The sequence below is a fragment of the Streptomyces caelestis genome, assembly GCF_014205255.1.
Lineage (GTDB): Bacteria > Actinomycetota > Actinomycetes > Streptomycetales > Streptomycetaceae > Streptomyces > Streptomyces caelestis.
On sequence record NZ_JACHNE010000001.1, the window covers coordinates 3,200,505 to 3,226,502 of the forward strand.

Genomic DNA, 25,998 nt, shown 5'->3' on the forward strand with positions numbered 1-25,998 from the left:
ACACCCCCGCCGCGACCGGAGACCCTTCAACACATCACTGGTGGGAGCGCTCCCACGGTACCTGACACATACACAACCCGCACGTTCCCCGCCCGAGCCGCAGCGAGTAAAAACGGGTCCAACAATGCAGTTGGCCGGGGGGTCGGCACGTCAGGGCAACAGGAGGACGACATGCGAGCACGCATCCGAACCGCCCGCAAGGCGATGGTCCTCGCGGCCGCCGCGTCGCTGGGCGCCGGGCTGCTGGCCGGCTGTGCCGACGACGGCAAGGACAACGGCTCCGACTCCCCGTCGGGCGACAGCGGCGGCAAGACCACGATCTCGGTGGGGCTCTTCGGCACCATGGGCTTCAAGGAAGCCGGCCTCTACGCCGAGTACGAGAAGCTCAACCCGAACATCAAGATCGCCGAGAACTCCGTCCAGCGGAACGAGAACTACTACCCGGCGCTGCTGAACCACCTGACCACCAACAGCGGTCTGCTGGACGTCCAGGCCGTCGAAGTCGCCAACATCGCCGAGGTCACGGCCACCCAGGCCGACAAGCTCGAGGACATGTCCAAGGCTTCGGGCGTGGACAAGAGCAAGTGGCTGGACTGGAAGTGGCAGCAGGCCACGACCAAGGACGGCAAGACCATCGGCCTCGGCACCGACGTCGGCCCGATGGCGATCTGCTACCGCACGGACCTCTTCAAGCAGGCCGGTCTGCCCACCGACCCCGCCGAGGTGGGCAAGCTGTGGGCCGGCGACTGGGCCAAGCTCGTCGACGCCGGCGAGCGCTACAAGTCGAAGGCCCCCAAGGGCACCTTCTTCATGGACTCCCCCGGCGGTCTGATCCAGGCGATCCTGGGCAGCGAGAAGGAGAAGTTCTACGACGCCTCCGGGAAGGTCATCTACAAGACCAACCCGGCCGTCAAAGCCGCCTTCGACCTGACCGCGGAGGCCGCCGAGAAGGGCCTCGTCCAGTCGCAGACGCAGTTCCAGCCGGGCTGGAACTCCTCGATCGCCAACAACAAGTTCGCCACCATCGCCTGCCCGCCGTGGATGCTCGGCACGATCAAGGGCTACTCGAAGCCGGACGCGGCCGGCAAGTGGGCCGTGGCCGAGGCGCCCAAGGGCGGCAACTGGGGCGGCACCTTCCTCACCGTGCCGAAGAGCGGCAAGAACGTGAAGGAAGCCCAGAAGTTCGTGACCTGGCTGACCGCACCGGAGCAGCAGGCGAAGCTGTTCAAGGTGCAGGCCAGCTTCCCGAGCGCTCCGTCCACCTACACCATGCCCGAAGTGACCGGCGCGACGAACGAGATGACCGGTGACCAGAAGATCGGCCCGATCTTCGCGGAGGCCGCCAAGGCCGCCCCGGTCCAGGTGATCGGCCCGAAGGACCAGATCATCATGCAGGGCCTGACGGACAACGGCGTGATCCTGGTGACGAAGGGCAAGTCGGCCGAGGAGGCCTGGGACTCCGCCGTCAAGACCATCGACAACAAGCTGGACCAGTGACCCGCATGGCCACCCGCCACGACACCGCCGCGCCCCCCGCCGAGGGGGGCGCGGCCCCGGGCCGCCCGCCCGCGGACCCCGTGTCCCTGGAGAAGGAACGGCGGCGCCGGGACCGGCTGTCCCGCCGCTGGCAGCGGGACATCCGCTGGAGCCCGTACGCCTTCGTCTCCCCGTTCTTCCTGCTGTTCGTCGCCTTCGGCCTGTTCCCGCTGATCTACACGGGCTGGGCGTCGCTGCACCAGGTGGAACTGACCGCGCCGACCGACATGAACTGGGTCGGACTGCGCAACTACACCCGCATCTTCGACGACGAGTTCTTCTGGAACGCGGCGAAGAACACCCTGACCATCGGCATCATCTCCACCGTTCCACAGCTGCTGATGGCGATGGGCATCGCCCACCTCCTCAACTACAAGCTGCGGGCCTCGACCTTCTTCCGGGTCGCGATGCTCGCCCCGTACGCGACGTCGATCGCCGCGGCCTCGCTGGTGTTCGTGCTGCTCTTCGGCCGTGACTACGGCATGATCAACTGGGCGCTCGACATGGTCGGCATCAACCCGGTCGACTGGCAGAACGACAAGTGGTATTCACAGATCGCCGTCTCGACGATCATCATCTGGCGCTGGACCGGCTACAACACGCTGATCTACCTGGCCGCGATGCAGGCGATCCCGCAGGACCTGTACGAGTCCGCGGCCCTGGACGGGGCCAACCGCTGGCAGCAGTTCATCCATGTGACGCTGCCGGCGCTGCGACCGACGATCCTGTTCACGTGTGTCGTGTCGACGATCGGCGCGAGCCAGGTCTTCGGCGAGCCGCTGCTGTTCGACGCCAACCAGGGCACCTCCGGCGGCGCGGAGCACCAGTTCCAGACGCTCGGTCTGTATCTGTACGAGCAAGGCTGGGTCGCCCACCACCTGGGCCGTGCCTCGGCCATCGCCTGGACGATGTTCCTCTTCCTGATCGTCATCGGCATCGTCAACTACGTCATCTCGCGCCGGCTGCGCGCCAGTAGCTAAGGAGGTCCGGCCGTGACGACGACTGTGACGCCCCCCGACGCGCCGCCGCCCGGTGCGCCCGTGAAGGAGTCCAAACGCCCGCGCCTGCCGAAGGCCGCACGGGCCGGCGGGCAGTTGCACGGCGGTCCGATCGCGTACGCGATCCTCATCGTGTTCACCATCGTCTCGCTGTTCCCGCTGGTGTGGACGGCGATCGCCGCCTCGCGTGACAACCAGCGGCTCGCGCAGACACCGCCGCCGTTCTGGTTCGGCTCGGGTCTGTTCGACAAGCTGGAGATCGCCTGGAAGGACGCCAATCTGGGTGAGGCGTTCTTCAACACCACGATCGTGGCGGGCACTTCGGCGCTGACCATCGTCTTCCTGTCGACGATCGCCGGTTTCGCCTTCGCCAAGCTGCGGTTCAGGGGCCGTGGTGCGCTGATGCTGATCGTGATCGGCACGATGATGGTGCCGCCGCAGCTCAGTGTGATCCCCCTGTACATGATGGTCGCCAAGCTCGACTGGACGGACCAGTTGCAGGCGGTGATCTTCCCGTCGCTGGTGAGTGCGTTCGGTGTGTTCTTCATGCGGCAGTACCTGATCCAGGCACTGCCGGACGAGATCATCGAGGCCGCCCGGGTCGACGGGGCGAGCAGCTGGCGGGTGGTGTGGCACGTGGTGTTCCCGGCGGCCCGGCCGGCGATGGCCGTGCTCGGGATGCTGACGTTCGTGCAGACCTGGAACGACTTCATGTGGCCGTTCCTGGTGCTGACCCAGATGGGCAACCCGACCGTGCAGGTCGCGGTCGCGGGCCTGGGCCGCGGCTACACGCCGGACCAGTCCCTGATCATGGCGGGCGCGCTGCTCGGCACGCTGCCGCTGCTGCTGGTCTTCGCGATCTTCGGCAAGCAGATCGTGGGCGGCATCATGCAGGGCGCCGTCAAGGGCTGATGCCCTCGTCCGTTCCTCCAGCGCCCTTCCGGCGTTCTCCAGGGGGCCGGGCCAGCGCCGCCCCGGCCCCTGTTCCTCCCCCCTCCTCCCTCTTCCCCCCTCGCCTCTCCAACCTTCAATGGGAGCGCTTCCATGCCTGACTCCGAGAACCCGGCCACTGCCGTGACCTTCCCTCCCGCCTTCCTCTGGGGCGCGGCGACCTCCGCGTACCAGATCGAGGGTGCGGTGCGGGAGGACGGCCGGACGCCGTCGATCTGGGACACCTTCAGCCATACGCCGGGCAAGACGGCCGGCGGCGACCACGGTGACATCGCTGTCGACCACTACCACCGCTACCGCGAGGACGTGGCGCTGATGGCGGAGCTGGGCCTGGGCGCCTACCGCTTCTCCGTCTCGTGGTCGCGGGTGCAGCCGACCGGCCGGGGCCCGGCCGTGCAGAAGGGCCTGGACTTCTACCGCAGGCTGGTCGACGAGCTGCTGTCCAAGGGCATCAGGCCGGCCGTCACGCTCTACCACTGGGATCTGCCGCAGGAGCTGGAGGACGCGGGCGGCTGGCCGGAGCGTGACACGGCGTACCGTTTCGCGGAGTACGCGCAGATCGTCGGCGAGGCGCTGGGCGACCGGGTCGAGCAGTGGATGACGCTCAACGAGCCGTGGTGCAGCGCGTTCCTCGGCTATGCCTCCGGGGTGCACGCCCCGGGCCGTACGGATCCGGCGGCGTCGCTGCGGGCCGCGCACCATCTGAACCTGGCGCACGGGCTGGGCGCGTCCGCCCTGCGGTCGGTGATGCCGGCCCGTAACCAGGTGGCGATCAGCCTCAACTCCTCGGTGGTCAGGCCGCTTTCGCAGAGCCCGGCGGACCTGGCGGCGGTCCGGAAGATCGACGACCTGGCCAACGGCGTCTTCCACGGCCCGGTCCTGCACGGCGCGTACCCGGAGTCGCTGTACGTGTCGACGGCGCAGCTCACGGACTGGGACCACGTCCTCGACGGCGACCTGACGCTGATCAACCAGCCGCTGGACGCGCTGGGCCTCAACTACTACACGCCCGCGCTGGTCTCGGCGGCCGACCCGTCGGCGAAGGGCCCGCGCGCCGACGGCCACGGCTCCAGCGACCACTCCCCCTGGCCGGCCGCGGACGACGTCGCCTTCCACCAGACGCCCGGCGACCGCACCGAGATGGGCTGGACGATCGACCCGACCGGCCTGCACGAGCTGATCATGCGCTACACCCGGGAGGCGCCGGGCCTGCCGCTGTACATCACCGAGAACGGCGCGGCCTACGACGACAAGATCGACTCGGACGGCCGGGTGCACGACCCGGAGCGCGTCGCCTACCTGCACGGCCACCTGTCGGCGGTCCGCCGCGCGATCGCCGACGGCGCGGACGTCCGCGGCTACTTCCTGTGGTCCCTGATGGACAACTTCGAGTGGTCCTACGGCTACGGCAAGCGCTTCGGCGCGGTGTACGTGGACTACGCGACGCTCGAACGCACCCCGAAGTCCAGTGCCCACTGGTACGCGAGGGCGGCACGCACCGGGACACTGCCGGAGGTGGAGGCGGTCTAGCCACTGCGGAGGCGGGGGGACGGGGCGCGGCACGATGAGGGGGAGTGCCGCGCCCCGGCTGTTCAGTGCGAGGAGACGCCGCGTGGCGTCAGGAGCCGACGGGTGGTCGTCACGCCCCACTCGTCCAGGGACAGCAAGCGGTCGCTGGAGGCCATCAGGCCTCCCGTGGACTCCACGTGTGCCGCCCACCGTTCGCGGGTCTCGACAGCCGGGCGGGCCATCAGGCAGTCGGGGTCGTTGGTCCAGAGGTGGCCGTGCTGCCATTGACGGGCGGCACCCGTGAACTCGGCCGGGTCCTGGCCCGGCTGGGAGTAGTCGTCCGCCTCGGGGCGGCGGTGCGGGGCCGTGTCGGGGCTGACGCGCATGGCGTCGAACAGGCCGATGGAGGGGAGGGTGGGTGCGCCGCAGCCCAGGAGGTAGGAGTCCGGGCCGATCGCCGCGCGGATCAGCTCGATGCCCGATCGGTACGCCGTGAGCGGGTCGACGTCCGCGTGGCGTATGCCGTCCAGGGCGCCCGCGTACAGGAAGTCGACCTTGAAGTAGTCGTAGCCCTCGGCGCGCAGGGTCGTGAAGACCTCGGTCAGGCAGGCCGCCGCGTCCGGGTGGGTGGTGTCCAGGACGCGCAGGTCGTGGCCCCAGTTGCGGCCGGCGTGGGCGAAGCCGCCGGCGGTGTCCCGGACCAGCCAGTCGGGGTGCTCGGCGGCCAGGTCGCTCGCCGGGTCCACGAGGAACGGCGCCGTCCAGATACCGGCGCGGCGACCGCGGGAGCGGATCTTGTCGGCGATTCCGGCGCGGGATCGGAAGCGCCCGGAGAGCGTGAGCCAGTCGCCGAGGGCCCGCTGGTAGCCGTCGTCGATCTGGACGACGTCGACGGGCAGGTCGAGGGTGTCCATCGCGCGGAGGTTCTCGTGGATGTCGTCCTCGGTGACCTGCGTGAAGTACTCGTACCAGGAGCACCAGACGGTGGGGGCCGGGCGCGGGGCCGCGATGCCGAGACCGGCGGCCCACTCGCCCAGCACCGACTGGATGTCGTCGCCCGTCCACTCCTTCGCCAGGCCGTCGGCAGCGACCTCCGCGACACCGTCCCGTACGGCGAGCCGGATCGACGGCACCTCGCGCGTCGGCTCGGCCGCCGCCCACAGCCGGACCGGTGAGCCGTCGCCGGGGTCGAGCGCGAGCAGGCCCTCGCCCTGGAAGACGCCGGCGGGGACGGTGACGCCGGGGCGGTAGCAGACCGTGGCCCAGTTGGCGTTGGCCGGGCGGTAGGGCGCCGCGCCGCAGGCGTAGGCGCCGCTGGGGCTCCAGGACTGCCAGCCCTCCTCGTGGACTCGGGCGCGGCGGGGGTCGACGGGCACGGAGGCCAGCGGCGTGAAGGGGTGGGGCACGGTGATCTCTTTCGGGAAGGGTCAGCCCTTGTTGGCGCCCAGGGTCAGGCCGCTGACGAACTGGCGCTGGAGCACGAAGTAGACGATGAGGGTGGGGATGGCCGTGAGCAGGGCTCCGGCGGCGACCAGGTTGGGGTCGGTGAAGTACTGGCCGGAGAGGTTGTTCAGGGCGGAGGTGATCGGCATGTTCTCGCCGGTGGAGATCAGGACGATGGCCCAGAAGAAGTCGTTGTAGATCCAGATGGACAGCAGGGTGGCGAGGGCGGCCATCGCGGGCTTGCACAGCGGCAGCACGATCTGCCAGTACAGGCGCCAGACGGAGGCGCCGTCGACGAGGGCGGCCTCGGTCAGTTCGTGCGGCAGCGAGCGCATGTAGTTGCTCAGCACGAACGCGCAGAAGCCGGACTGGAACGCCACGTGGATGAGGACCAGGCCGAGCGCGGAGTCGTAGAGCTTGCCGCTCATGGTGATGCCGGGCAGGTCGATCAGCAGGTACAGCCGGTACAGCGGAGTGATGATGACCTGCTGGGGCAGCAGGTTGCCGGCGGTGAAGACCAGCAGCAGAGCCAGGTTGACGCGGAAGTCGAAGCGGCTGACGTAGAAGGCCACCATCGACGACAGCACCAGCGTGAGCAGCACGGCCGGCACGGCGACGATCAGCGTCGTGCCGAAGTAGTGCAGCATGTCCGACTGCGTGAAGGCGTTGGTGAAATTGTCGAAGGTCAGCTTGTCGGGCCAGGAGACATAGCCCTTCTCGCTGGTCTCCCCGTACGGCCGCATCGCCGCGAGCAGGGCCCACAGCAGGGGCGCCAGCCAGGCCAGCGCCGTGAGGACGAGGAACGTGTGCAGCAGGACCCGGGCGGGGCGGATGGGGGTGCGCTGCTTGTGAGCGCCGACGACGGTGCTCATGCGCGCCGCTCCTTCCGGAAGGTGGCGATCAAGTACGGGATGATCACTGCGAGCGAGATCACGAGCAGGACGACGGCGATGGCGGAGCCGTATCCGATCCGGCTGGACTCGCCGATGATGTTGTTGGTCACCAGGATCGACAGCAGTTCGGTGCCCTGGGCGCCCTTGTTGAAGACGAAGACCAGGTCGAAGGCGCGCAGGGCCTCGATGATCGTGACGACCAGCACGACGGTGTTGGTGGGCCGCAGGGTCGGGAAGACGACGTTCTTGAACGTCTGCCACTCGTTGGCGCCGTCCAGCGCGGAGGCCTCGCGCAGGGCGGGGTCGACGCTCTTCAGACCGGCCAGGTACAGGATCATCATGTAGCCGGCGTGCCGCCACGAGGCGGCGACCAGGATGGCCCAGAGGTTGAGGTCCGGGTCGCCGATCCAGTCGATGTAGTGACCGGGCTTGTTGGCGCCGATGAGGCTGTTGATCAGGCCGGTGTCCGGGTTGTAGACCAGCTGCCAGACGAAGCCGATCACCGCCATCGACACCACGACCGGCAGGAAGAACGCGGTCTGGTAGACGCGGCTGAAGCGGATCTTCTTGTCCAGCTGCACGGCCAGGAACAGGCCGAAGGGCGTGGGCAGCACGATGAGCACGACGAACCAGATCACGTTGTGCTCGACTGCCGGCCAGAACTGCGGGTTGTTGGTGAACAGCTCCCGGAAGTTCTGGAGGCCGACCCAGCGGATCGAGTCGAAGCCGATGCCGTCCCAGGTGGTGAAGGCCAGGGCGATGGAGGCGAGGGCCGTCAGCCACACCAGGGCGACGTGCAGGATGGTCGGCACGCCCGCCATCAGGCCGAGCGTGAGCCGGTCGCGGCGGGTCAGCAGGCGCTGGTGCCCGTGGGGCACCTTGGCGGGCTTGGCCGTGGGGGCGGACCCCGGAGTCGGCTCGTCGGCCGTCTCCGGGACCTTGGCGGGGGTGGCAGTCATGTCAGATCCGAGTCGTCGAGTCTCCGGTCGGGTCACGAGGAGGCGAAGATCGTCTTCTTCTGGCGCTCGATCGACGAGAGGATGCTGTCGACGTTCTTGGGGTTGCGGACGAAGTTCTGCAGCGCGGGCTGCATCACCGTGGAGGTGAAGTCCGGGCGGGAGTCGCGGTCCATGAACTGCGTCAGGCTCTTCGCGCCGGAGATCATCTCGTACGCCTTCTTCTGCAGCGGCGTGTACGAGGAGGTGTCGGCCTTGGTGGAGGCGGCCACCACGTTCGGGTCGGACTTGAGGTAGATCTGCTCGGCTTCCGGGGTGCCCAGGTACTCCAGCAGCTGGGCGGCACCGGCCTTGTTCTTCGGGGCCTTGGAGAGCATGAAGCCGTCGGTCGGCGCCTCGACGGTGTCCTGGCCGAACTGCGGGTCGATCTCCGGGAAGGCGAAGAAGTCGAGGTCGTCCAGGTCGGCCTTGTTGGTGAACTGCTGGCCGACGAAGGTGCCCAGCAGGTACATACCGGCCTTCTTCGCCACCAGGGTCTGTGCCGCGTCCTGCCAGGTGCGGCCGACCGCGCCCTCCTGGTGGTAGGGCAGGATCTCCGTCCAGTGGTCGAAGACCTTGCGCACCTTGGCATCGGTCCAGGAGGCCTTGCCCGCCATCAGCTCGACGTGGAAGTCGTAGCCGTTGGTGCGGAAGTTGATCTGGTCGAAGGTGCCCATCGCGGGCCAGGCGTCCTTGTCGCCGAAGGCGATCGGGACCAGACCGTCCTTCTGCATCCGCTTGCACAGCGCGACGAAGGCGTCCCAGGTGGTCGGAACCTCGTAGCCGTGCTGGGCGAAAACGCTCTTGCGGTAGAAGACCGCCCACGGGTAGGTGTACAGCGGCACGAAGTAGTACTTGCCGTCCTCGCCCTTGCTGAGCTTCTTCATCGCCTCAGGGAAGTTCCCGCCGATCTTCTGCCACACGTCGTCGATCGGGGTGGCGAGCTTCTTCGACGCGAAGAACTGCATGCGGTACCCGGCGAACCAGGTGAACACGTCGTCCGGGGTGCCCTGCAGATACGAGTTGATCTGCTCCTGGAACGTGTTGTGGTCCTTGGTGTTCACGTCGACCTTGACGCCGGACTTCTTCGTGAAGGCGGCGTAGATCTCGGCGAACGCCTTCTTCGGCACCGCGTCCGAGGAGTTCGAGCCGAGGCTGACCGTCTTCGGGTCGGCGGCCGTACCGCTGCCGCCGCAGGCGCTCAGCAGGGGGATGCCGGCGCCGAGCAGGGTCGCGCCGCCTATGCCGCGCAGCAGGGTGCGGCGGCTGGGAGCGGAGAAGGAGAGTCCGGAGGGGGCGAGGTCGTGCATGAACGGCTCCTGAGGCAGGGTTCGGTCACGAGGGTGTGGCGTGAAATCCAGTCTTAATCGACCAGAAATCAACTTGACCGAACACGGTGGCGCAATAACAGCTGTATGTCCGGTCATGCGTCAAGGGCCGTCGACTCGATTTGTCGAAACGTGACCGACCCGTGAGCGCGCACGCTCCCCGGATGGGTGTGAGGCCGGTTGAAGAGGGCCGAAGGCCCGTCAGGCGGAGCGGGAGCGGTTGTACGCAGCAACCAGCCTGCCCGGCCGCCTGCGCCGTACCGGCCCGCGGTGTCCCCTGCTCGCCGGTGCCCGCCCGGCCGGCTGGATCCAGATCCGCACCTCGGTCCCGCCGAGCACCGAGGAGCCGATCCGTACGTCCCCGCCGGTCGACTCCGCGAGCCGGCGCACGATGTCCAGGCCGAGCCCGGTCGAGCCGTCGCTCCCGGAGCCGCGGCCCCGCGCCATCGCGGCCTCCGGGTCGGGTATGCCGGGGCCCGCGTCGGACACGAGGACGATCACCGCGTCCTCGCCGTTGTGCAGGTCGACCGCGAAGGCGGTGCCCTCCGGGTGTGCCGGAAGACGTTGCCGAGCAGGGCGTCGAGCGCGGCGGCCAGGTCGGCGCGGGCCACGGGTATGCGCACCGGCCGGTCGGCCCCGGCCACCCGCCACTTGCGGCCCTCGTCCTCCGCGAGCGCCGACCAGAACGCCATCCGCTCCCGCACCACCTCGGCCGCGTCGCACCCGGCGCCCGGACCGGCCGCGGCCGTCTGCGGCTTGGCCTCCCGGGCCGTACGGATGATGGTGTCGACCTCGCGCTCCAGCTGCTCGACCGCGCTCCGGGTCTGCTCGGCGGCCGGTCCCTCGCCGAGCGAGGCGGTGTTGAGACGCAGCACGGTCAGGGGCGTGCGCAGCCGGTGGGAGAGGTCGGCCGCCAGCTCCCGTTCGCTCGCCAGCAGTTGGACGAGGCACGACGGACCGCCGCGCGTGGAGATCGGGACCTACCGAGTGCCGTACGGGCTCACCGGAACACCGACGCGGGCGGCGCGGGGGACGCCACCGCCGCGATGTCCGTGACGGGTGCGGCCCCGCCGGTGAAGTCGGTGAGCGTCCGTCCGTGCTCGACCCGGCCGGGATGCGGGTCGGAGGCGGCACGCCGGGTCAGTTCGGCGACGGGCAGCGGCTGGTCGGCTGCGACCAGGACGGCGTTCCCGAAGCGCTTGCCGCGCAGCACCGTCGGGTCGGCGACCAGCGCGAGCTGCTCGAAACGGGCGGCGGCGGTGGCGATCTGGCCGCGCAGGTGGGCGAGCGGCGGCCCGTCGGCGAGGTTGGCGGCGTAGACCCCGCCGGTCTTCAGGGCCCTGCGTACGTCGTCGAGGAACTCGGTCGAGGTCAGGTGGGCCGGTGTCCGGGCCCCGCTGAACACATCGGTGATGACCAGGTCGGCCCAGCCGTCCGGCACCTTGGCGAGCCCTTCGCGGGCATCGACGGACCGCACCCGGATGCGCGCGTTCGGGTCCAACGGCAGCTCCCGGCGGACCAGTTGCACCAGGCGGGCGTCCCGTTCGACGACCTGCTGCGTGGAGCGGGGCCGGGTCGCGGCGACGTACCGGGCGAGGGTGAACGCGCCACCGCCGAGGTGCACGGCGTGCACAGGCCTGCCCGCCTGGGCGACGAGGTCGATGACGTGCCCGAGCCGGCGCTGGTACTCGAAGGACAGGTAGGCCGGATCGTCCAGGTCGACGTGCGACTGCGGGGCCCCGTCGATGACCAGGGTCCAGGCCCGGGCCCGCTCGCGGTCGGGGATCAGCTCGGCGAGCCCGCCGTCGACGCTCTCGACGACGGCCTCCGCGCCGGCCTGCCTGCGCCGACCGCTCCTGGACTTTCCCATGGGGCCATTATCGCGGCTGGGCTGCTAAGCAGGGCGTACGCACCCCCCCCCGGGCGACGGCGCCCCCGCGGGCGTCAGCACCTCGGGGCGGGCGTCAGCGCCTCGCAGGCGCCGGTTGGTTCCTCCTCGGGCGCCGGCACCTCAGCGGCAGCTGTCCGCCGCCTTGATCGTCCGGGCCGCTTCCCCGAGGGCCTTGCGCAGCACCGCGGGGTCCGTCGCGAGGTGCGCCTCCCCGGGCGGCAGCAGCCAGTCCGAGCCCTCCACCGGGGGTTCGGGGGCCAGGATCAGTCCGCGTCCGTCGGTCTGCGTGCATGTGCTCCCCGGCACGTCCCACGCCGCGGCCGTCCCCGGCGGCACGAGGAAGCCCAGCGTGCCACCGCCGTCGTCGTGCAGTACGGGCCCGACCGCTTCACCGGTCCCGCGCCGCAGGATGTCGACCGCCTCCAGCCCCTGCCGCGCCGGCACCGTCACGACATCGCAGCCGGCCGGCGGTGTACTCGCCGGTGTACGAGGATCGTTGATCTGGCTGGTCTCCATCCCGGCCTCCACCACGGAACCCCTGCTTGGACGAGCGGTCGGGAGTCGGGGGCCTCCCGGTCCACAGCGTTCAACGCGGCAGACCGTCAACGGCTACGGCGGAAGTCAGCCGCAAAGGATGGCAGTTCATGGCAGATCACGGAGGAGATATCCGGTTTGTAGTCAAACTCAGCGTGAGGACTCCGGCACAGCAGGTACGTTCTTGCCCGCCGGTCACGGGGAAGAACATACGGGACAATGTGTACAACTCACCCCGAACCCGGCATGGTTCGACGGTTCGCACGAGAGGACCCGGCCATGGCGTCGTCAACGGTGACCTCGTCTCAACCCAACCGGCCGCCACGGCCCAACCTCGCCTTCCGGCAGCTGCGCGGACAGCGCTCACCGGCCGAGTTCGCCGCGGCGATCCGCCGGGCCGCCCTGGAGATCGGCGAGCAGGTCAGCTGTGACGCGCGGTACATCGGCCGGGTCGAGGCGGGCGAGATCCGCTGTCCGAACTACGCATACGAACGGGTGTTCTTGCACATGTTCCCTGGCCGCATGCTCACCGACCTGGGGTTCGCGCCCCGCTCTGCGGTACGCGGACGCCGGGCGCGCGACACCGAGGACGCGCCCCTGACGCGCACCGCGAACCCGGCGAACGCCACGAGTGAGACCAGCGGGGCCTGCGAGCCGTATGAAACGCAGAACCCGTACGACCCGTACCACCCGCACGACACCTACGAGGAGAGCGACGTGCTGCGTCGCGCATTCATGACCGGCGGGGGCGCCACGCTGGCCGCCGCCTCGCTGGGGCCCGTCGGCCTCGCCCTCGACGCCGCGGCGGCACAGCGCCCCGCGCGCCGCGCCGGGGCGAATGACGCGGGCGCCCTGGAAGAAGCCGTCCGCCGCATCCGGCTGCTCGACGACCGGCACGGGGCCGACGGCCTCTACCGCCGTGCGGCCGCCCCGCTGCGTGCCGCCTACGCCCTGCTCGACGCCGGTACGACCCGGCAGACGACGGCGGACCGGCTCTACTCGGGCGCCGGTGAACTGGCCATCTCCGTGGGCTGGCTGGCCCACGACTCCGGACGCTTCGACGACGCCCGCTCCCACTACGCGGAGGCGCTGGCGACCGCCCGGATGACGGACGATCCGGGTCTGGAGGCGCACGCCTTCTGCAACACGGCCTTCCTCGCGCGCGACGCGGGCCGGCCGCGCGAGGCGGTCCGGGCCGCCCAGGCCGCACAGCGCGCCGCCCGGCCCGTGGGCTCGGCCCGGCTGATGTCGCTGCTCGCGCTGCGTGAGGCGGGCGGCTGGGCGGGCCTCGCCGACCGCGTCGGCTGCGAGCAGTCGCTGGCCCGGGCGCAGGCCTTCTTCGACCGGGGCCCCTCGGACGACGACCCCGAGTGGATGAGCTTCTACGGGGAGGCCGAACTGGAGGGTCTGGAGGCGCAGTGCTGGTCCACGCTCGGCGACTGGCCCCGGGCCGCACGGCACGCGCGGCGGGCGGCGGAGCTGCAGGATCCGCACTTCACGCGCAACATCGCGCTGTACACGGCGGAGCTGGCGGACGACCTCGCGCGGGGCGGGCGACCGGACGAGGCCGCCGTGGCGGGGATGCGGGTGCTGGACCTGCTGGAGGAGGTCCAGTCGTCCCGGATCCAGACGATGCTGGCGGCTACGGCGCGGGTGTTGTCACCCCACCGGCGGGCGTCCGGGGTATGGGCGTTCCTGGAGAGACACGCGTCGTTGCCGCGGACGGTGTGAACGCCCTCGGCTACACGAGGTGCCCGAGATCGTTCCAGCTCTCGATCGCCGGCTCCCCGTACGCCCATCCCAGCACCGACAGTGACGTCGGATTCAGTCGTATCCGCGCCGCGAAGTCGATCGGCAGTCCGAGCCACCGCGCCCCGATGGAGCGCAGGATGTGCCCGTGGGCGAAGACCAGGACGTCCCGGTCCTCGGCACGCGCCCAGGAGACCACCTCGTCGGCCCGGGCCGTCATCTCCGCGAGCGTCTCGCCCTCGGGGACACCGTCACGCCAGATGAGCCAGCCGGGCCGGACGGCCTGGATGTCCGCCGGGGTCATGCCCTCGTACGCCCCGTAGTCCCACTCCAGCAACGCGTCCCACGCACGCGCGCGGTCGCCGAAGCCGGCCAGTTCGCACGTCTCACGCGCGCGTGCGAGCGGGCTGGTGCGCACCTCGACGCCGGGCAGGCCGTCGTACGGCGCCCGGTGCAGGCGCTCGCCGAGCAGCTTGGCCCCGCGCCGGCCCTCCTCCAAAAGCGGCACGTCCGTCCTGCCGGTGTGCTTGCCGGACAGTGACCACTCGGTCTGTCCGTGGCGGGCCAGCAGGATGCGCGGAGCCATGGGGGACCTTTCCGGAAGAAAAACGCGAGCGGAACTCCTCCATCATCGCGCACGCTGGTCGCGGGCAACCCGGGGGGCGATCTCAGCGTCTTTGAGGTCCGGGGGCGCCCCCAGGGCGCGCACGTACACCGTAAAGTGGCACGACCGACCGGCCGGGCGCCGCGTGACGACGAAGGGGGAGGGCGATCGGATGCCGCACACCGAGGCACCGGGCACCGAGGCGGCCCCTGCGCTCCGCCTGCGCTGGTGGACGGAGCTGCCGCTGATCCTGCTGGTGTACGCGTGCTACACGGCGGGCCGGCTCCTCGCCCGGGGCGACGTCTCCGGTGCGGTCGACAACGGCCTGGCGCTGCTGCGCGCCGAGAAGGCCCTGTATCTCAACTTCGAGCACCCGCTCAACCGCCTCTTCACCCGCGAGGCCTGGATAGGCATACCGGCGGACTTCTGGTATGCGTCGCTGCACTACCTGGTCACGCCGGCGATCCTCGTGTGGCTCTTCCGCTCCCACGCGGTGCGCTACCGCGCCGAGCGCACGTGGCTGATGACGTCCACCCTCATAGGCCTGGTCGGTTTCACACTGATGCCGACCTGCCCGCCCCGGCTCCTGAACGCGAGCCACGGCTTCGTGGACACGATGGCCCAGTACAGCTCCTACGGCTGGTGGGGTGGCGCGGCGAGCGCACCGCGCGGCATGGGCGGAATGACCAACCAGTACGCGGCGATGCCGAGTCTGCACGTGGGCTGGGCCCTGTGGTGCGGAGTGATGCTGTGGCGCTACGGCGGTACGCGCACGGCGAAGTTCGCGGGAGTCGCCTACCCGCTGATCACGACGATCGTGGTCATGGGCACCGCCAACCACTACTTCCTCGACGCGCTCGCGGGCGCGGCCGTCATGGGCGCCGGACTGCTGCTCGCGCCGGTCGTGATGCGCACGGCGGACCGGGTCAAGGCACGGTTCGTGCCGCCTGTCGCTCCGGTCCCGGCGGCCTCCTCCGCCGCGGGTTCCTCGATTGTCAGTGCCGGATGTCAGACTTCCGCGGGTGAGCGAATTCCACGGCAGCGCGAGTCGCGGTTCGGAGCGGGAGCCGAGCCGAGTGCCTCCCCCCAGGACGCGGGGGACGGCGCTCCGGCACCGGCTCGCTGAGCTGCGCGGTCCCGACGTACCGGCGAAGGCCCTGGACGCGCGCGCGTTGGCGGCGCTGGCCGCCAACCCCGGCTGCGCGCGACGCGCGATCCTCGACGGCGCCGGGGTGAACAAGGCGGCACTGGCAAGCGCGCTGGGCTCGCCGTCGGCCTTCGGGCAGTCGCAGTTCGCGCTCACGCGGGGCAACGCGTTCGAGGCGCGGGTCAAGGCCGACGGCGGCGCGGAGCTGCTGCGGCTGGTGCACGAGAAGCTGGACCGGGCCGCCGAGCCGCCCGCCGAGGCGCGCGTGCCCGACCTGACGGCGACCGGCCCCCAGGGGCGTACGGCCCGTACGGCGCTGGAGCTGCGGGAGGCCACCGCCCACCCGGGCGCGTGGACGCTGCTCGACCACCCGATGCTCGCCCTCGACGTCGCGGGCTCCCCGGCGTTCCTCGAACCGGATGCGGTCGTGGTGCACCCGGACGGCAGCTGGACCGTGGTCGAGATCAAGTCGTTCCCGCTGCTGGACGGTTCGGCGGACCCGGCGAAGGTCGGGGCGGCGGCCCGGCAGGCGGCGGTGTACGTGCTGGCGCTGGAGGAGGTCGCCGCGCGGCTCGGCGCGGAGCCGGAGGGGTGCGCCGGTGTCGAGGGGGCGAGCGCGCGGAGGCCCGAAGGGCCGAGCACGGTCGCCCCCTCGACACCGGCTGAAGCGCCCCGGGGGCGGAGTGCTCAGGACAGGGCGCCGTCCCCGCGGGTGCGGCACCGGATCCTGCTCGTCTGCCCCAGGGACTTCTCCAACCTGCCGGCCGCGTCCGCCGTCGACATCCGCAAGCAGCGTGCGGTGACGGCCCGCCAGCTGACCCGGCTGACCCGCATCGAGGACATCACCGAGACGCTCCCCGAGGGCACGTGCTTCTCCCCCGAGCTGCCCGCCGACGAGCTGACGGCCGCCGTCGAGTCGGTCCCGGCGACGTACGCGCCGGAGTGCCTGTCCGCGTGCGAGCTGGCCTTCCACTGCCGGGCCAGGTCGCGCGAGACGGGCGCGGTGACCTCGCTCGGGCGGCCGGTGCGGGCGGAGCTGGGCGGGCTGACGACCGTGGAGGGCGTCCTCGCGGCGGCCCGCGGCGGGGCGGGCGATCCCGACGATCCGGCGGTGGCGGCCCTCAGGCGGGCCGCGGCCCTGCGCGCCGAGGCACTGGAGGCGGCGTGTCGCTGATCTCCACCCTGGCCCGGCTCGAAGCGGTCAGCACGGGCCGCGCCCAGCCCGTCGCGACCGTCCGGCACCGCCACCTGTCCGACCGCCCGCTGGTGTTCGTGCCGCTCACCACCGCCGGTGAGGCCGGTGCCCCGCTCGGCGCGCTGGTCGGCACGGACCGGGACGCGCCGCGTCTGCTGGTCGTCCCGCAGCCCCGCGACCGCGACCTCAGGTTCGCGTTCCTGGCCGAACTGGCCGACGTGGTGCTGCCGTACGTCGACGCGTACGCCGAGGTCGTGGAGGCCGCCGAGCGCACCGAGACCGACCCGGAGACCGGCAAGCGGGTCAAGGTCGAGGTCGACCTGTGCGCGGACGCGCCGCAGCTGATCGTGCCGAGCCGCGGGGGCATCGAGCTGGTGCGGCTGCTCGGGCGGTCCATGCGCTTCCGGCGGACGGCCGAGCAGGATCCGGAGGCCCCGTATCCGGCGCCGCCCCGGGTGCCGCTGCTCGGGCGGTGGCTGACGCACTTCGGGGAGCGGGCCCGGGTGCCCGGCTCCTCGCTGCTCCTGGCCATGACCGACGTACTGGGCCGGCACTGGGCGACCGGGCAGTCCACCCTGGAGGACCAGCACCTGGGGGCGCTGCTCGCCTGGATCGACCCGCCGGAGGGCCTGACCGGCGCCGAGGCCGCGCTGCGGGCGGAACTGGAACGGGACGCCCAGGGCCAGCTGACGTGTCCCCCGGCCGGTCCCGCCACCGACCCGGCGTTCGACAACAAGCTGCTCGCCCCGGCCATCGAGCGCTACGACCGTGCCCGCACGGCCCTGGCCGCCGCCGAGGACGGCCTGGAGGCCGACGACCGGCTCGGTGCGCTGACCGCCGCCGAGCAGGAGATCCGGGACCTGGTGCTCAGCCGCACACTGCCCACCTGGCAAAGGGTCTGGCAGGGCCTCGACCTGCTGCGGGAGCTGCCCGAGGGGGCGCATGTCGACGAGCGCTGGACCCGCGACCGCTGGTCCTTCACCGGCCACCGCGACCGGGTCCTGGCCGGCGAGCCCCCGCAGCCCCGCCGCGACGACGCGGTCACCGCGGCGAACAAACTCGCCACGCGCGAGCGCGAACAGGCCCGGCTGGAGGCGCAGGAGGCCCTCGACGACCCGCTGGTCATGGCGGGACGGCGACTGTCCGGCGAGGCGTTCGCGGGTGAGGTCACGGACGTCGTGATGGCGTACAGCGAGGGCAAGCGGCCCAGCCCCCGCCCCCTGGTCACGGTCCGCACGGACGACCGGCCGCATCTCGGGGAGCGGACGAAGGTGTACCGGTCGCTGGGCGGGAAGCCGCAGTCGGCGGAGTTCGCCGGGGCCGAGGAGGACGGCGCGTACGTCGTGCTGCGGGTCCTCGACAAGATGGGCCGCGGCAAGGAGCCCGAGCCTGGCTCCGTGCCGGAGAAGGGCGACCGGGTCTGCTTCACGCTCTTCGAGCACGAGCAGCGGGGCGGCGCGAAGCTGCCCGACCCGGAGGAGACGCCCTGGACGCACGGCGGGCCGCCCGGTGAGGCGACGCTGGAGGCCGCCGACCCGGTGACCGCGGAGGACGTGCTTTGAACCCTCCCCCTCGCGAACGAGCGGGATTCCTGGCTCACGCCGCTCGATTGCTCAGCGAGCTACCGAGTCTTCCGCGATCAGCACCAGCCGGGTTGGAACCAGCCCGGTTTCCCCAGAGATTGGAGGTTGCTGTGCTGGCTTGGTTCTCGCTCAGCGCGCCGCGATACTACCATCTGTCACAGAGGCGGCACTGTCGGTGACTATGCAGAAGGCCGCCTTCGACCCCGGCACCGAGGCCGCCCAGGCCACCGACGCGATCCTCCACGACACGCTGCACAGCACCGCGCGCGGTGTCGTCGTCGACTCCCCGCCCGGCGCCGGCAAGTCCACGCTCGTCGTCCGCGCGGCCCTGGAGCTGGCCGAGGCCGGCCATCCGCTGATGGTGGTGGCGCAGACCAACGCCCAGGTGGACGACCTGGTCCTGCGGCTCGCCGAGAAGGACCCCGAGCTGCCGGTGGGCCGGCTGCACAGCAGCGACGCCGACCCGTACGACAAGGCGCTCGACGGCCTGGAGAACGTCCGCAAGTCGGCGAAGGCGGCCGACCTCGCCGGGCTGGCCGTGGTGATCTCGACAGCGGCGAAGTGGGCGCATGTGAAGGCCGACGAGCCGTGGCGGTACGCGATCGTCGACGAGGCGTACCAGATGCGCTCGGACGCGCTGCTCGCGGTGGCCGGGCTGTTCGAGCGGGCGCTGTTCGTGGGCGACCCGGGGCAGCTCGACCCGTTCGCGATCGTGGGCAGCGAGCAGTGGGCGGGCCTGACGTACGACCCGTCGGCCTCGGCGGTGACGACCCTGCTCGCCCACAACCCGGATCTGCCCCAGCACCGTCTGCCGGTCTCCTGGCGGCTTCCGGCCTCCGCGGCCCCCCTGGTCTCGGACGCCTTCTACCCGTACACCCCGTTCCGCAGCGGCACCGGCCACGGCGACCGGCGGCTGTCCTTCGCCGTGCCGCCGGACGGCTCGGGCCCCGACCAGGTGATCGACGAGGCGGCCGAGTCGGGCTGGGGCCTGCTGGAGCTGCCCCCGCGGCACACCCCACGCACGGACCCGGAGGCCGTGCGGGCGGTGGCGACGGTCGTACGGCGTCTGCTGGACCGGGGCGGCGCGGCGACGTCGGAACGCTCACCCGACCCCTCTCCCCTGACCGCCGACCGGATCGCCGTCGGCACGGCACACCGGGACCAAGCGGCCGCGGTCCGTGCCGCCCTGGCCGACCTCGGCGTCACCGACGTGGTCGTGGACACGGCCAACCGGCTCCAGGGCCGCGAGTACGACGTCACGGTGGTCCTGCACCCCCTCTCCGGCCGCCCCGACGCCACGGCCTTCCACCTGGAGACGGGCCGCCTGTGCGTCCTGGCCTCCCGCCACCGGCACGCGTGCATCGTGGTCTGCCGGGCGGGGGTCGGCGACCTGCTGGACGACTATCCGTCGACGGAGCCGGTGCAGCTGGGCACGGTGGTGAAGTTTCCGGACGGGTGGGAGGCGAATCACGCGGTGCTGGCGCATCTGGCCGAGCACCGGGTGGTGTGGCGGCCATGACCCACACAAGCCGCCACGCCGACCCCGACCACCCTCCGCCGGCCGGCACGCCGCCGGAGGCGGCCGATGAACACAGCCCCGACGGGTGGGAGACGCATCACGCGGTACTGGCGCATCTGGCCGAGCACCGGGTGGTGTGGCCATGACCCACACGAGCGGACGCGCCGTCCCGCTGGCGCATCTGGCCGAACATCGCGTGTCCTGGCGGCTGTGACGAACGCCGGGTGGTGTCGCAGCCGTACCCACTACCGCGATGCCCACTTGCGCGCCCGCGAGACAATGGACGGTGGCCCACTCCACCGGGAGGGTCAGCGCGACGTACGAGGAGGAGTAGACATGGCGGAGCCCACGCCGCGTCGGAACGAACCGCGGCTACGCCCCGCGCCCCTGCTCTTCGAGCCCGCGGAGGCGGCCTCCGACCCTGAGCACTTCTTCGACCTGGAGTCGATCGACGATCCCCGCGCGCTGCTGTCCCGCGCGACGGAGCTGACGCTGGCGTTCCGGGCCGCGGCGGACCGGGCGGTGGAGTTCCAGGCGATCGCGGCGGCGCAGCTGGCCGATCCGCGGCGGTTCGACCGGCTGACGACCGCGGACATCGCCGAGCGGGCCGAGTGGACCGAGGACTACGCCAAGAAGATGGTCGAGTTCGGCCGGGACCTGCTGCGGGGCGGCGAGGGCCGGGGGCCTGTCGACCCGGTGTGAGACCGGGGCTCCACCGCCTTGCCGATCTCCGTGGCATATGCCAGGCGGGCAAGATACTCCCTCCCACCCCGCCCTGTCCCGATTTCCCGCAACCCTCGGGAACCGCACGTGCACGGCCGGTAGACATGGATGCCATGAGCAGCACATGGAACGCCTCCCACGTCACCCCGGACGGAGCCGTCTGGCTCGCTTCGGCAGGAACGTATCCGCGGAGCACGCTCGCCCTCTGGGAGGAGCGGCCGGACGCACCGGTCGTGCTGCCCTGCGGGTCGGTCTTCGACGTCGTCAGCGCGCCCGCGATGTTCGGGAGGCGGATGCTCGACCGGCTGTGGGACGACGGGCCCGGCTCGGGGCCGGTCGCCGAGTTCCGCGGCCGGATGCTGCTGTTCGCCGCGCCCGGCACGGCCCAGCGGCTGCCGGCGCTGCTGGAGTGGGAGGAGTGGGGCAAGCACGGCGGTGACACCGGGGAGACCGGCCGCACGGGCGGGGTACCGCCCCTGCTGTGCCACGGCACAGGCGACGCGGTGACCGTCCCGGCCCCGGCGGACGACGCCTCGCCCAGCCGCTCCGGCGCCCGCTGGCTGGTCGCCCCCGACACCCGTCAGCCCTGGCTGCCCGGCCCCGAGGTACTGCTGTGGGCGGCCGTCCGGGCGGCCCGTTCGGCCGTGCGGATATCGATTTTTCCTCCCGCCGACCAGGGTGCTAAGGTCTACGACGTCAGCAGGCGCCGCTAGCTCAGTTGGTTAGAGCAGCTGACTCTTAATCAGCGGGTCCGGGGTTCGAGTCCCTGGCGGCGCACAGACGGCAAAGGCCCCTCGCGAGAGCGAGGGGCCTTCTGCATGCTCATGACGGAGCACCTTCAAGGCCCGCTGTGATCTTCACCGTCCAGGCTCCCGAAGCCGTCCGCCCCTCCACCTCCACCCGCACCCCCTCCCCCGGCACCGTGAAGCTCTCCCCGGGGCCGATCGGCGCGTCCGCGAGAGGCGGGTAGACCGAGTCCTCCCAGCAGGCCTCGGTTCCCGGATGGGCGTCGATCACCTCGATCGGCCCGCCCCCGGAGTGCGCCTCGCCCCGCACCCGGTACACCAGCACTCCCTGCCGGCACGCGGCCACGTCGTTGCCCGCCGGCCCCCGCACCTCGAACGCGAGCACACTGTCGCGGCCCGTGCGCACCACCGCGAGCTTGGTGCCCCGCCCGAGGCCGAAGGCCGGCGCCCCCGCCGCACCCGCCACCGGCACCCCGGGCCCGGCCGCCAGCGGCTCCAGGGTCAGCCGGGCGGGCCCGGCGTCCTGCACACACCGCACCTGCCGCCGCTCCAGCCAGCCCAGCTTCCACTTGTGCCAGCCGAACAGGTCGGGCGCCAGTCCGAACTGGCTGCCCATCAGGTCCCAGTCGCCGACGTGCGTGTCCCAGTCGCCCTTGCCGTCCACGGGCCGGTGGTAGAGGTCAGGCAGGTCGAACACGTGCCCGGTCTCATGGGCGAGAACGAGCCGGTCCGGCGGATGCTGCTCGAACACCGTGACGACCCGGCGCAGGTCGGTACCGTCAGCCCGCATCGGAGTCGTGAGGTTGACCACCTTGGTCGCGTCGGAGTCCACGCCGGGCGCGTCCGGGTCGGCGACGAAGTACACGACGTCGTAGCGGGAGAAGTCGACCTGCGGGTCGGCCACGGAGAGCGCGTCCCGCAGGTACGCGGCCCGGTGCACGGCGCTCCAGTCACGCTGTATGGCGTACGCCGTGGACGGCTGCGGCATCCGGATCCAGTGCCCGAGCGGGTGCGGGCGCAGGGTGAAACGGCCGTAGGAGGCGCGTTCGAAGAAGTGGGTGGTGGCCGGGAAGTGGTCGGCGGTCAGCTCCTGCGGCGTGGTCAGCGGATGGGCGTCCGGGAAGGACAGGAAGACCATGACCGCGTCCAGCGACCGGGCGGGACGCGGATAGGCGGCGTTCCAGCTGTCCAGGCCCTCCGAGTGGTGGGCGTCGGTGCGGGTCAGGGCGCAGGGCGCGGGCGAGTCGGGCTCGGCGGCCGACGGGCCGGTGCCGAGGGAGGTCGCGGCCAGTGCCGACATGGTGGTGAACACGGCCGCGGTGCTGCGCAGTCGGGCGCGCGAGAACTGACGCGGCACGGGTACCTCCGGGTACGGTTCACGGGACACCGCACCCAGCCTGTAATGATTTGTCGTACTGCGCCCTGTTTGCCTGCACCGCTCGGGTGAAGGGGCCGAAAAAACGCGGAAGCCGACACCCCGAAGCATTCACGGAACGTCACAACTGGTCGGGGGCCTGAAGAAGCCGCCCATGCATGAGCAGAAACGATCTGTCAGAAGGGCTGACTGGCCGGGAACACTTATGACCGGCTGGAAGGGCCCGGAGCCAGCATCTATGATCGGCACACTTTCCTGACCTTTCCTGCACGGACAGAGATCGAATACATGCGGGAGCGAGCGGTGAGCGGAACCTCCGAAGGGCCGGCGCCCGCGGCAGACCTCGACCGGCCGGTCGTCACAGAGAGTGAGATCAACACGCCTTCCCGTACCGAGCCCCCGGCGCGTGCGCCCTACAGCTCCGTCTTCACGGCCGCCCCGCTCGCCATGGCCGTCGTCGACCGGGAGGGGATGGTCGTCAGCGCCAACGACTCGCTCGGCGCGCTGCTCGGCAGTGCCCCGGACGAGCTGGCCGGGGCCGTCGCCGCCGACCTGGTCGACCTCACCTGTGACGCCCGCACCTGGCACGCGTACCGCGAGGTGCTGCGGGGCCGGCAGTCCCGGCTGCGCTGCACGCGCCGCCTCAAACACCCCGACGGGCACTCGCTGTGGGTGCAGGTGACGGTCGCCCCGCTGCCCGCCGAGGACCGGGCCGTCCTGCTGTCCGTCGCCGACATCAGCTCCCGCCGTGAACTCCAGGGCCGGCTACGGCACTTGCAGATGCACGACCCGGTGACCCGGCTGCCCAACCGCACGCTGTTCTTCGAACGCCTGTCGGCCGCGTTGGAGGCGGAGTCGTACGAGCAGAGCGGCACCGGCCGGATCGGCCTGTGCTACCTGGACCTGGACGGCTTCAAGGCCATCAACGACACCCTCGGCCACCGCGTGGGCGACCGGCTGCTGGCCGCCGTCGCCGAGCGCCTCACGCGCTGCGCGGACGAGGCCGGTCACGCCCGCCCCAGCACCCCGCTGGTGGCCCGGCTCGGCGGGGACGAGTTCGCACTGCTCGTCGAGGACTCCACGGGCACCGAGCAACTGGCCGAGCTCGCCGAGTCGGTGCTGGAGGCGATCCAGGACCCGTTCGACATCTCCGGCCAGCGGCTGTCGGTCTCGGCGTCGATCGGTGTCGTGGAGCGGCACGCGGCCGGGACGAGTCCGACCGCCCTGATGCAGGCGGCGGACACCACGCTGTACTGGGCGAAGGCCGACGGCAAGTCCCGCTGGACCCTGTTCGACCCGGAGCGCAACGCCCACCGCATGACCCGCCAGGCCCTCGCCTCCACGCTGCGGCCGGCCATCGACCGGGGCGAGTTCCAGTTGGAGTACCAGCCGCTGGTCGGCATGGAGGACGACCGGCTGCACGGGGTCGAGGCGCTCATCCGCTGGAATCATCCTCAGTTCGGCGTACTGACGCCGAATCGGTTCATCGGACTTGCCGAGGAGGACGGTTCGATCGTTCCGCTGGGCCGCTGGGTGCTGCGGACAGCTTGCCGGCAGGCCCGTCGCTGGCAGTTGGACCACCCCGACGAGCCGCCGATCTTCGTGAGCGTGAACGTGGCGGTGCGTCAGGTCTGGGACTCCGACCTGGTGGCGGACGTGGCGGAGACCCTGGCCGAGACGGGCCTCGCGCCGCACCTGCTCCAGCTGGAGCTCACCGAGTCGGCGGTGATGGGCTCGGCCGGCCGGCCGCTCCAGGCCCTGAAGGCCCTCAGCGAGATGGGCGTACGCATCGCCATCGACGACTTCGGCACCGGCTACTCGAACCTGGCCTACCTCAGCCGCCTGCCGGTGTCCGTCCTGAAGCTGGACGGCACCTTCGTCCGCGGCTTCCAGTACGACGACCGGGACACCTCCACCCGCCCCAACCCGGCCGACGAGGTCGTGGTCGAGGCGATGATCCAGCTCGCCCACCGGCTCGGGCTGACCGTCACCGCCGAATGCGTGGAGACCTCGGCCCAGGCGACCCGGTTGCGGCGCATCGGCTGCGACACCGGGCAGGGCTGGCTCTACTCCCGTCCGGTGCCGCCGGATCGCATCTCCGAGCTGCTGGACACGCCGGGTGTTCAGGCGGGCGTCGGCAACCCGTAGGCGTCGGCGATGAGTTCGTAGGAGCGCACGCGTACGTCGCCGCCGTGCGCGTTGGCCGTGATCATCAGCTCGTCGGCGCCGGTGCGCTTGGCGAGGTCGTCCAGGCCGGAGCGGACCTCGTCCGGGGTGCCGTGGATGACGTTCGCGTTCCAGGAGTCGACGAAGTCGCGCTCCATCGGGCTGAACTCGTGGGCCTCCGCCTCCTCGGGGCTGGGTACGAGGCCGGGGCGTCCGGTGCGCAGCCGGACCATGCTGAGCGCGGCGGCCAGGACCTGGCGGCGGGCCTCCCGCTCCTCGTCGGCGGCGAGGGCGGAGACGCCGATGAGGGCGTACGGCTCGTCGAGCACGGCGGACGGCTGGAAGGACTCCCGGTACAGGTCCAGGGCCGGGATCGTGTTCTGCGCCGAGAAGTGGTGGGCGAAGGCGAAGGGCAGTCCGAGTGCGCCGGCCAGGCGGGCACTGAAGCCGGAGGAGCCGAGCAGCCAGATGGGCGGGCGGTGCGGGGACTGGACGCCGCCGGGGGACGTGGCCTGGACCGGCCCCGGTACGGCGTGGATACGACGGTAGGGATGGCCGTCGGGGAAGTCGTCGTCGAGGAACCGGGTCAGCTCGGCGAGCTGCTGGGGGAAGTCGTCGGCGCCCTCGCCCGGCCGGTCGGTGCGGCGCAGGGCCGCCGCCGTGGCACCGTCCGTGCCGGGAGCGCGGCCGAGGCCGAGGTCGACGCGGCCCGGGGCCATGGCCTCCAGCGTCCCGAACTGCTCGGCGATGACGAGCGGGGCGTGGTTGGGCAGCATCACACCGCCCGAGCCGAGGCGGATGCGGTCGGTGTGGGCGGCGAGGTGGGCCAGGATCACGGCCGGGGACGACGAGGCCACGCCCGGCATGGAGTGGTGCTCGGCGACCCAGTAGCGGTGGAAGCCGCGGGCCTCCGCGAGGCGGGCCAGGTCGACGCTGGTGCGCAGCGCGTCGGAGGCGGTGCGGCCGGCCCCTACGGAGACCAGGTCCAGTACGGAGAGGGGGACGGGGGCGCCGCCCTGTGCTGCGCCGCGTATCTCGTCTGCCGCCACGGTGGGGTGCCTCCTGCTGTGGGCCGTGTGCTGTCGTTCCGGCTCTAACAGGGGACTGTCTCCG

Annotated in this window: 22 protein-coding genes, 1 tRNA gene and 1 pseudogene; 14 read left to right on the forward strand and 10 right to left on the reverse strand. The window is 71.4% G+C overall.

All coding sequences use genetic code 11. The features are described from left to right. The first annotated feature begins 171 nt into the window (after positions 1 to 171). From HDA41_RS14405 to HDA41_RS14420, 4 genes are all read left to right on the forward strand, one after another. Positions 172 to 1,497, forward strand: a complete 1,326-nt coding sequence (locus HDA41_RS14405; RefSeq protein ID WP_184984066.1) for an ABC transporter substrate-binding protein — start codon at positions 172 to 174, stop codon at positions 1,495 to 1,497. A gap of 5 nt (positions 1,498 to 1,502) precedes the next feature. Next, complete coding sequence (locus HDA41_RS14410) at positions 1,503 to 2,516, forward strand: carbohydrate ABC transporter permease (RefSeq protein ID WP_184993390.1); 1,014 nt, start codon at positions 1,503 to 1,505, stop codon at positions 2,514 to 2,516. Positions 2,517 to 2,528: 12 nt separating this feature from the next. Further along, entirely contained in the window at positions 2,529 to 3,446 is a 918-nt protein-coding gene (locus HDA41_RS14415; RefSeq protein ID WP_184984067.1) for a carbohydrate ABC transporter permease, read from the forward strand. Positions 3,447 to 3,578: 132 nt separating this feature from the next. Continuing rightward, complete coding sequence (locus HDA41_RS14420) at positions 3,579 to 5,015, forward strand: GH1 family beta-glucosidase (RefSeq protein WP_184984068.1); 1,437 nt, start codon at positions 3,579 to 3,581, stop codon at positions 5,013 to 5,015. Between the two features lie 62 nt (positions 5,016 to 5,077). On the opposite strand, the gene HDA41_RS14425 is transcribed toward HDA41_RS14420, so the two are convergent. From HDA41_RS14425 to HDA41_RS14455, 7 genes and pseudogenes are all read right to left on the reverse strand, one after another. Continuing rightward, a complete protein-coding gene (locus HDA41_RS14425; protein ID WP_184984069.1) occupies positions 5,078 to 6,400 on the reverse strand; it encodes a glycoside hydrolase family 36 protein in 1,323 nt (440 codons plus the stop codon). A 21-nt stretch (positions 6,401 to 6,421) separates the two neighbouring features. Continuing rightward, a complete protein-coding gene (locus tag HDA41_RS14430; RefSeq protein ID WP_184984070.1) occupies positions 6,422 to 7,309 on the reverse strand; it encodes a carbohydrate ABC transporter permease in 888 nt (295 codons plus the stop codon). Next, on the reverse strand, positions 7,306 to 8,289 hold the full coding sequence (locus HDA41_RS14435) for a carbohydrate ABC transporter permease (protein ID WP_184984071.1): 984 nt from the start codon (positions 8,287 to 8,289) through the stop codon (positions 7,306 to 7,308). Before HDA41_RS14435 ends, HDA41_RS14430 begins: the two co-directional genes overlap by 4 nt. A gap of 32 nt (positions 8,290 to 8,321) precedes the next feature. Continuing rightward, positions 8,322 to 9,635: an ABC transporter substrate-binding protein gene (locus tag HDA41_RS14440; protein WP_184984072.1), complete on the reverse strand. Its 1,314-nt coding sequence runs from the start codon at positions 9,633 to 9,635 to the stop codon at positions 8,322 to 8,324. 219 nt (positions 9,636 to 9,854) lie between these two features. Next, positions 9,855 to 10,600, reverse strand: a pseudogene (locus HDA41_RS14445) (sensor histidine kinase); the annotation flags it as partial. 53 nt (positions 10,601 to 10,653) lie between these two features. After that, positions 10,654 to 11,523, reverse strand: a complete 870-nt coding sequence (locus tag HDA41_RS14450; protein WP_184984074.1) for a spermidine synthase — start codon at positions 11,521 to 11,523, stop codon at positions 10,654 to 10,656. Positions 11,524 to 11,664: 141 nt separating this feature from the next. Beyond that, positions 11,665 to 12,060, reverse strand: coding sequence for a hypothetical protein (locus tag HDA41_RS14455; protein WP_184984076.1), 396 nt, complete (start codon positions 12,058 to 12,060; stop codon positions 11,665 to 11,667). Positions 12,061 to 12,357: 297 nt separating this feature from the next. On the opposite strand from HDA41_RS14455, the gene HDA41_RS14460 reads away from it, so the two are divergent. Then, on the forward strand, positions 12,358 to 13,809 hold the full coding sequence (locus HDA41_RS14460) for an NsdA family TPR-like regulatory protein (RefSeq protein ID WP_184984078.1): 1,452 nt from the start codon (positions 12,358 to 12,360) through the stop codon (positions 13,807 to 13,809). Between the two features lie 10 nt (positions 13,810 to 13,819). Here the strand turns inward: HDA41_RS14460 and HDA41_RS14465 are convergent, their stop codons facing one another. Next, a complete protein-coding gene (locus HDA41_RS14465; protein ID WP_184984080.1) occupies positions 13,820 to 14,413 on the reverse strand; it encodes a histidine phosphatase family protein in 594 nt (197 codons plus the stop codon). Positions 14,414 to 14,603: 190 nt separating this feature from the next. On the opposite strand from HDA41_RS14465, the gene HDA41_RS14470 reads away from it, so the two are divergent. The 8 genes from HDA41_RS14470 (at position 14,604) to HDA41_RS14505 (ending at position 21,375) form a co-directional block, all read left to right on the forward strand. Beyond that, positions 14,604 to 15,557, forward strand: coding sequence for a phosphatase PAP2 family protein (locus HDA41_RS14470; RefSeq protein WP_184984082.1), 954 nt, complete (start codon positions 14,604 to 14,606; stop codon positions 15,555 to 15,557). After that, on the forward strand, positions 15,508 to 16,752 hold the full coding sequence (locus tag HDA41_RS14475; protein WP_184984084.1) for a hypothetical protein: 1,245 nt from the start codon (positions 15,508 to 15,510) through the stop codon (positions 16,750 to 16,752). The genes HDA41_RS14470 and HDA41_RS14475 overlap by 50 nt, the downstream gene beginning before the upstream one ends. After that, positions 16,743 to 18,335, forward strand: a complete 1,593-nt coding sequence (locus tag HDA41_RS14480; RefSeq protein WP_184984086.1) for an amino acid adenylation domain-containing protein — start codon at positions 16,743 to 16,745, stop codon at positions 18,333 to 18,335. The genes HDA41_RS14475 and HDA41_RS14480 overlap by 10 nt, the downstream gene beginning before the upstream one ends. Positions 18,336 to 18,537: 202 nt before the next feature. Then, on the forward strand, positions 18,538 to 19,875 hold the full coding sequence (locus HDA41_RS14485) for an AAA domain-containing protein (RefSeq protein ID WP_184993392.1): 1,338 nt from the start codon (positions 18,538 to 18,540) through the stop codon (positions 19,873 to 19,875). Then, positions 19,872 to 20,021 carry a hypothetical protein gene (locus HDA41_RS14490; RefSeq protein ID WP_184984088.1) on the forward strand — a complete coding sequence of 50 codons (150 nt, stop codon included), beginning with the start codon at positions 19,872 to 19,874 and terminating at the stop codon, positions 20,019 to 20,021. Before HDA41_RS14485 ends, HDA41_RS14490 begins: the two co-directional genes overlap by 4 nt. A gap of 190 nt (positions 20,022 to 20,211) precedes the next feature. Then, the gene (locus tag HDA41_RS14495) at positions 20,212 to 20,577 is read left to right on the forward strand and encodes a DUF8844 domain-containing protein (RefSeq protein ID WP_150481040.1); all 366 of its coding nucleotides are present in this window, start codon (positions 20,212 to 20,214) and stop codon (positions 20,575 to 20,577) included. A gap of 134 nt (positions 20,578 to 20,711) precedes the next feature. Next, on the forward strand, positions 20,712 to 21,311 hold the full coding sequence (locus HDA41_RS14500) for a bifunctional DNA primase/polymerase (protein ID WP_184984090.1): 600 nt from the start codon (positions 20,712 to 20,714) through the stop codon (positions 21,309 to 21,311). Next, positions 21,302 to 21,375 (forward strand) — tRNA-Lys (locus HDA41_RS14505). The genes HDA41_RS14500 and HDA41_RS14505 overlap by 10 nt, the downstream gene beginning before the upstream one ends. A gap of 45 nt (positions 21,376 to 21,420) precedes the next feature. Here HDA41_RS14505 and HDA41_RS14510 read toward each other — a convergent pair. Further along, positions 21,421 to 22,731: a M6 family metalloprotease domain-containing protein gene (locus HDA41_RS14510; RefSeq protein WP_230299368.1), complete on the reverse strand. Its 1,311-nt coding sequence runs from the start codon at positions 22,729 to 22,731 to the stop codon at positions 21,421 to 21,423. Positions 22,732 to 23,007: 276 nt separating this feature from the next. Here HDA41_RS14510 and HDA41_RS14515 point away from each other — a divergent pair, with 276 nt between their 5' ends. Continuing rightward, a complete protein-coding gene (locus HDA41_RS14515; RefSeq protein WP_184984092.1) occupies positions 23,008 to 24,867 on the forward strand; it encodes a putative bifunctional diguanylate cyclase/phosphodiesterase in 1,860 nt (619 codons plus the stop codon). Here the strand turns inward: HDA41_RS14515 and HDA41_RS14520 are convergent. After that, entirely contained in the window at positions 24,843 to 25,934 is a 1,092-nt protein-coding gene (locus tag HDA41_RS14520) for an LLM class flavin-dependent oxidoreductase (protein ID WP_184984094.1), read from the reverse strand. The two genes, HDA41_RS14515 and HDA41_RS14520, sit on opposite strands and share 25 nt — an antisense overlap. Between the last annotated feature and the right edge of the window lie 64 nt (positions 25,935 to 25,998).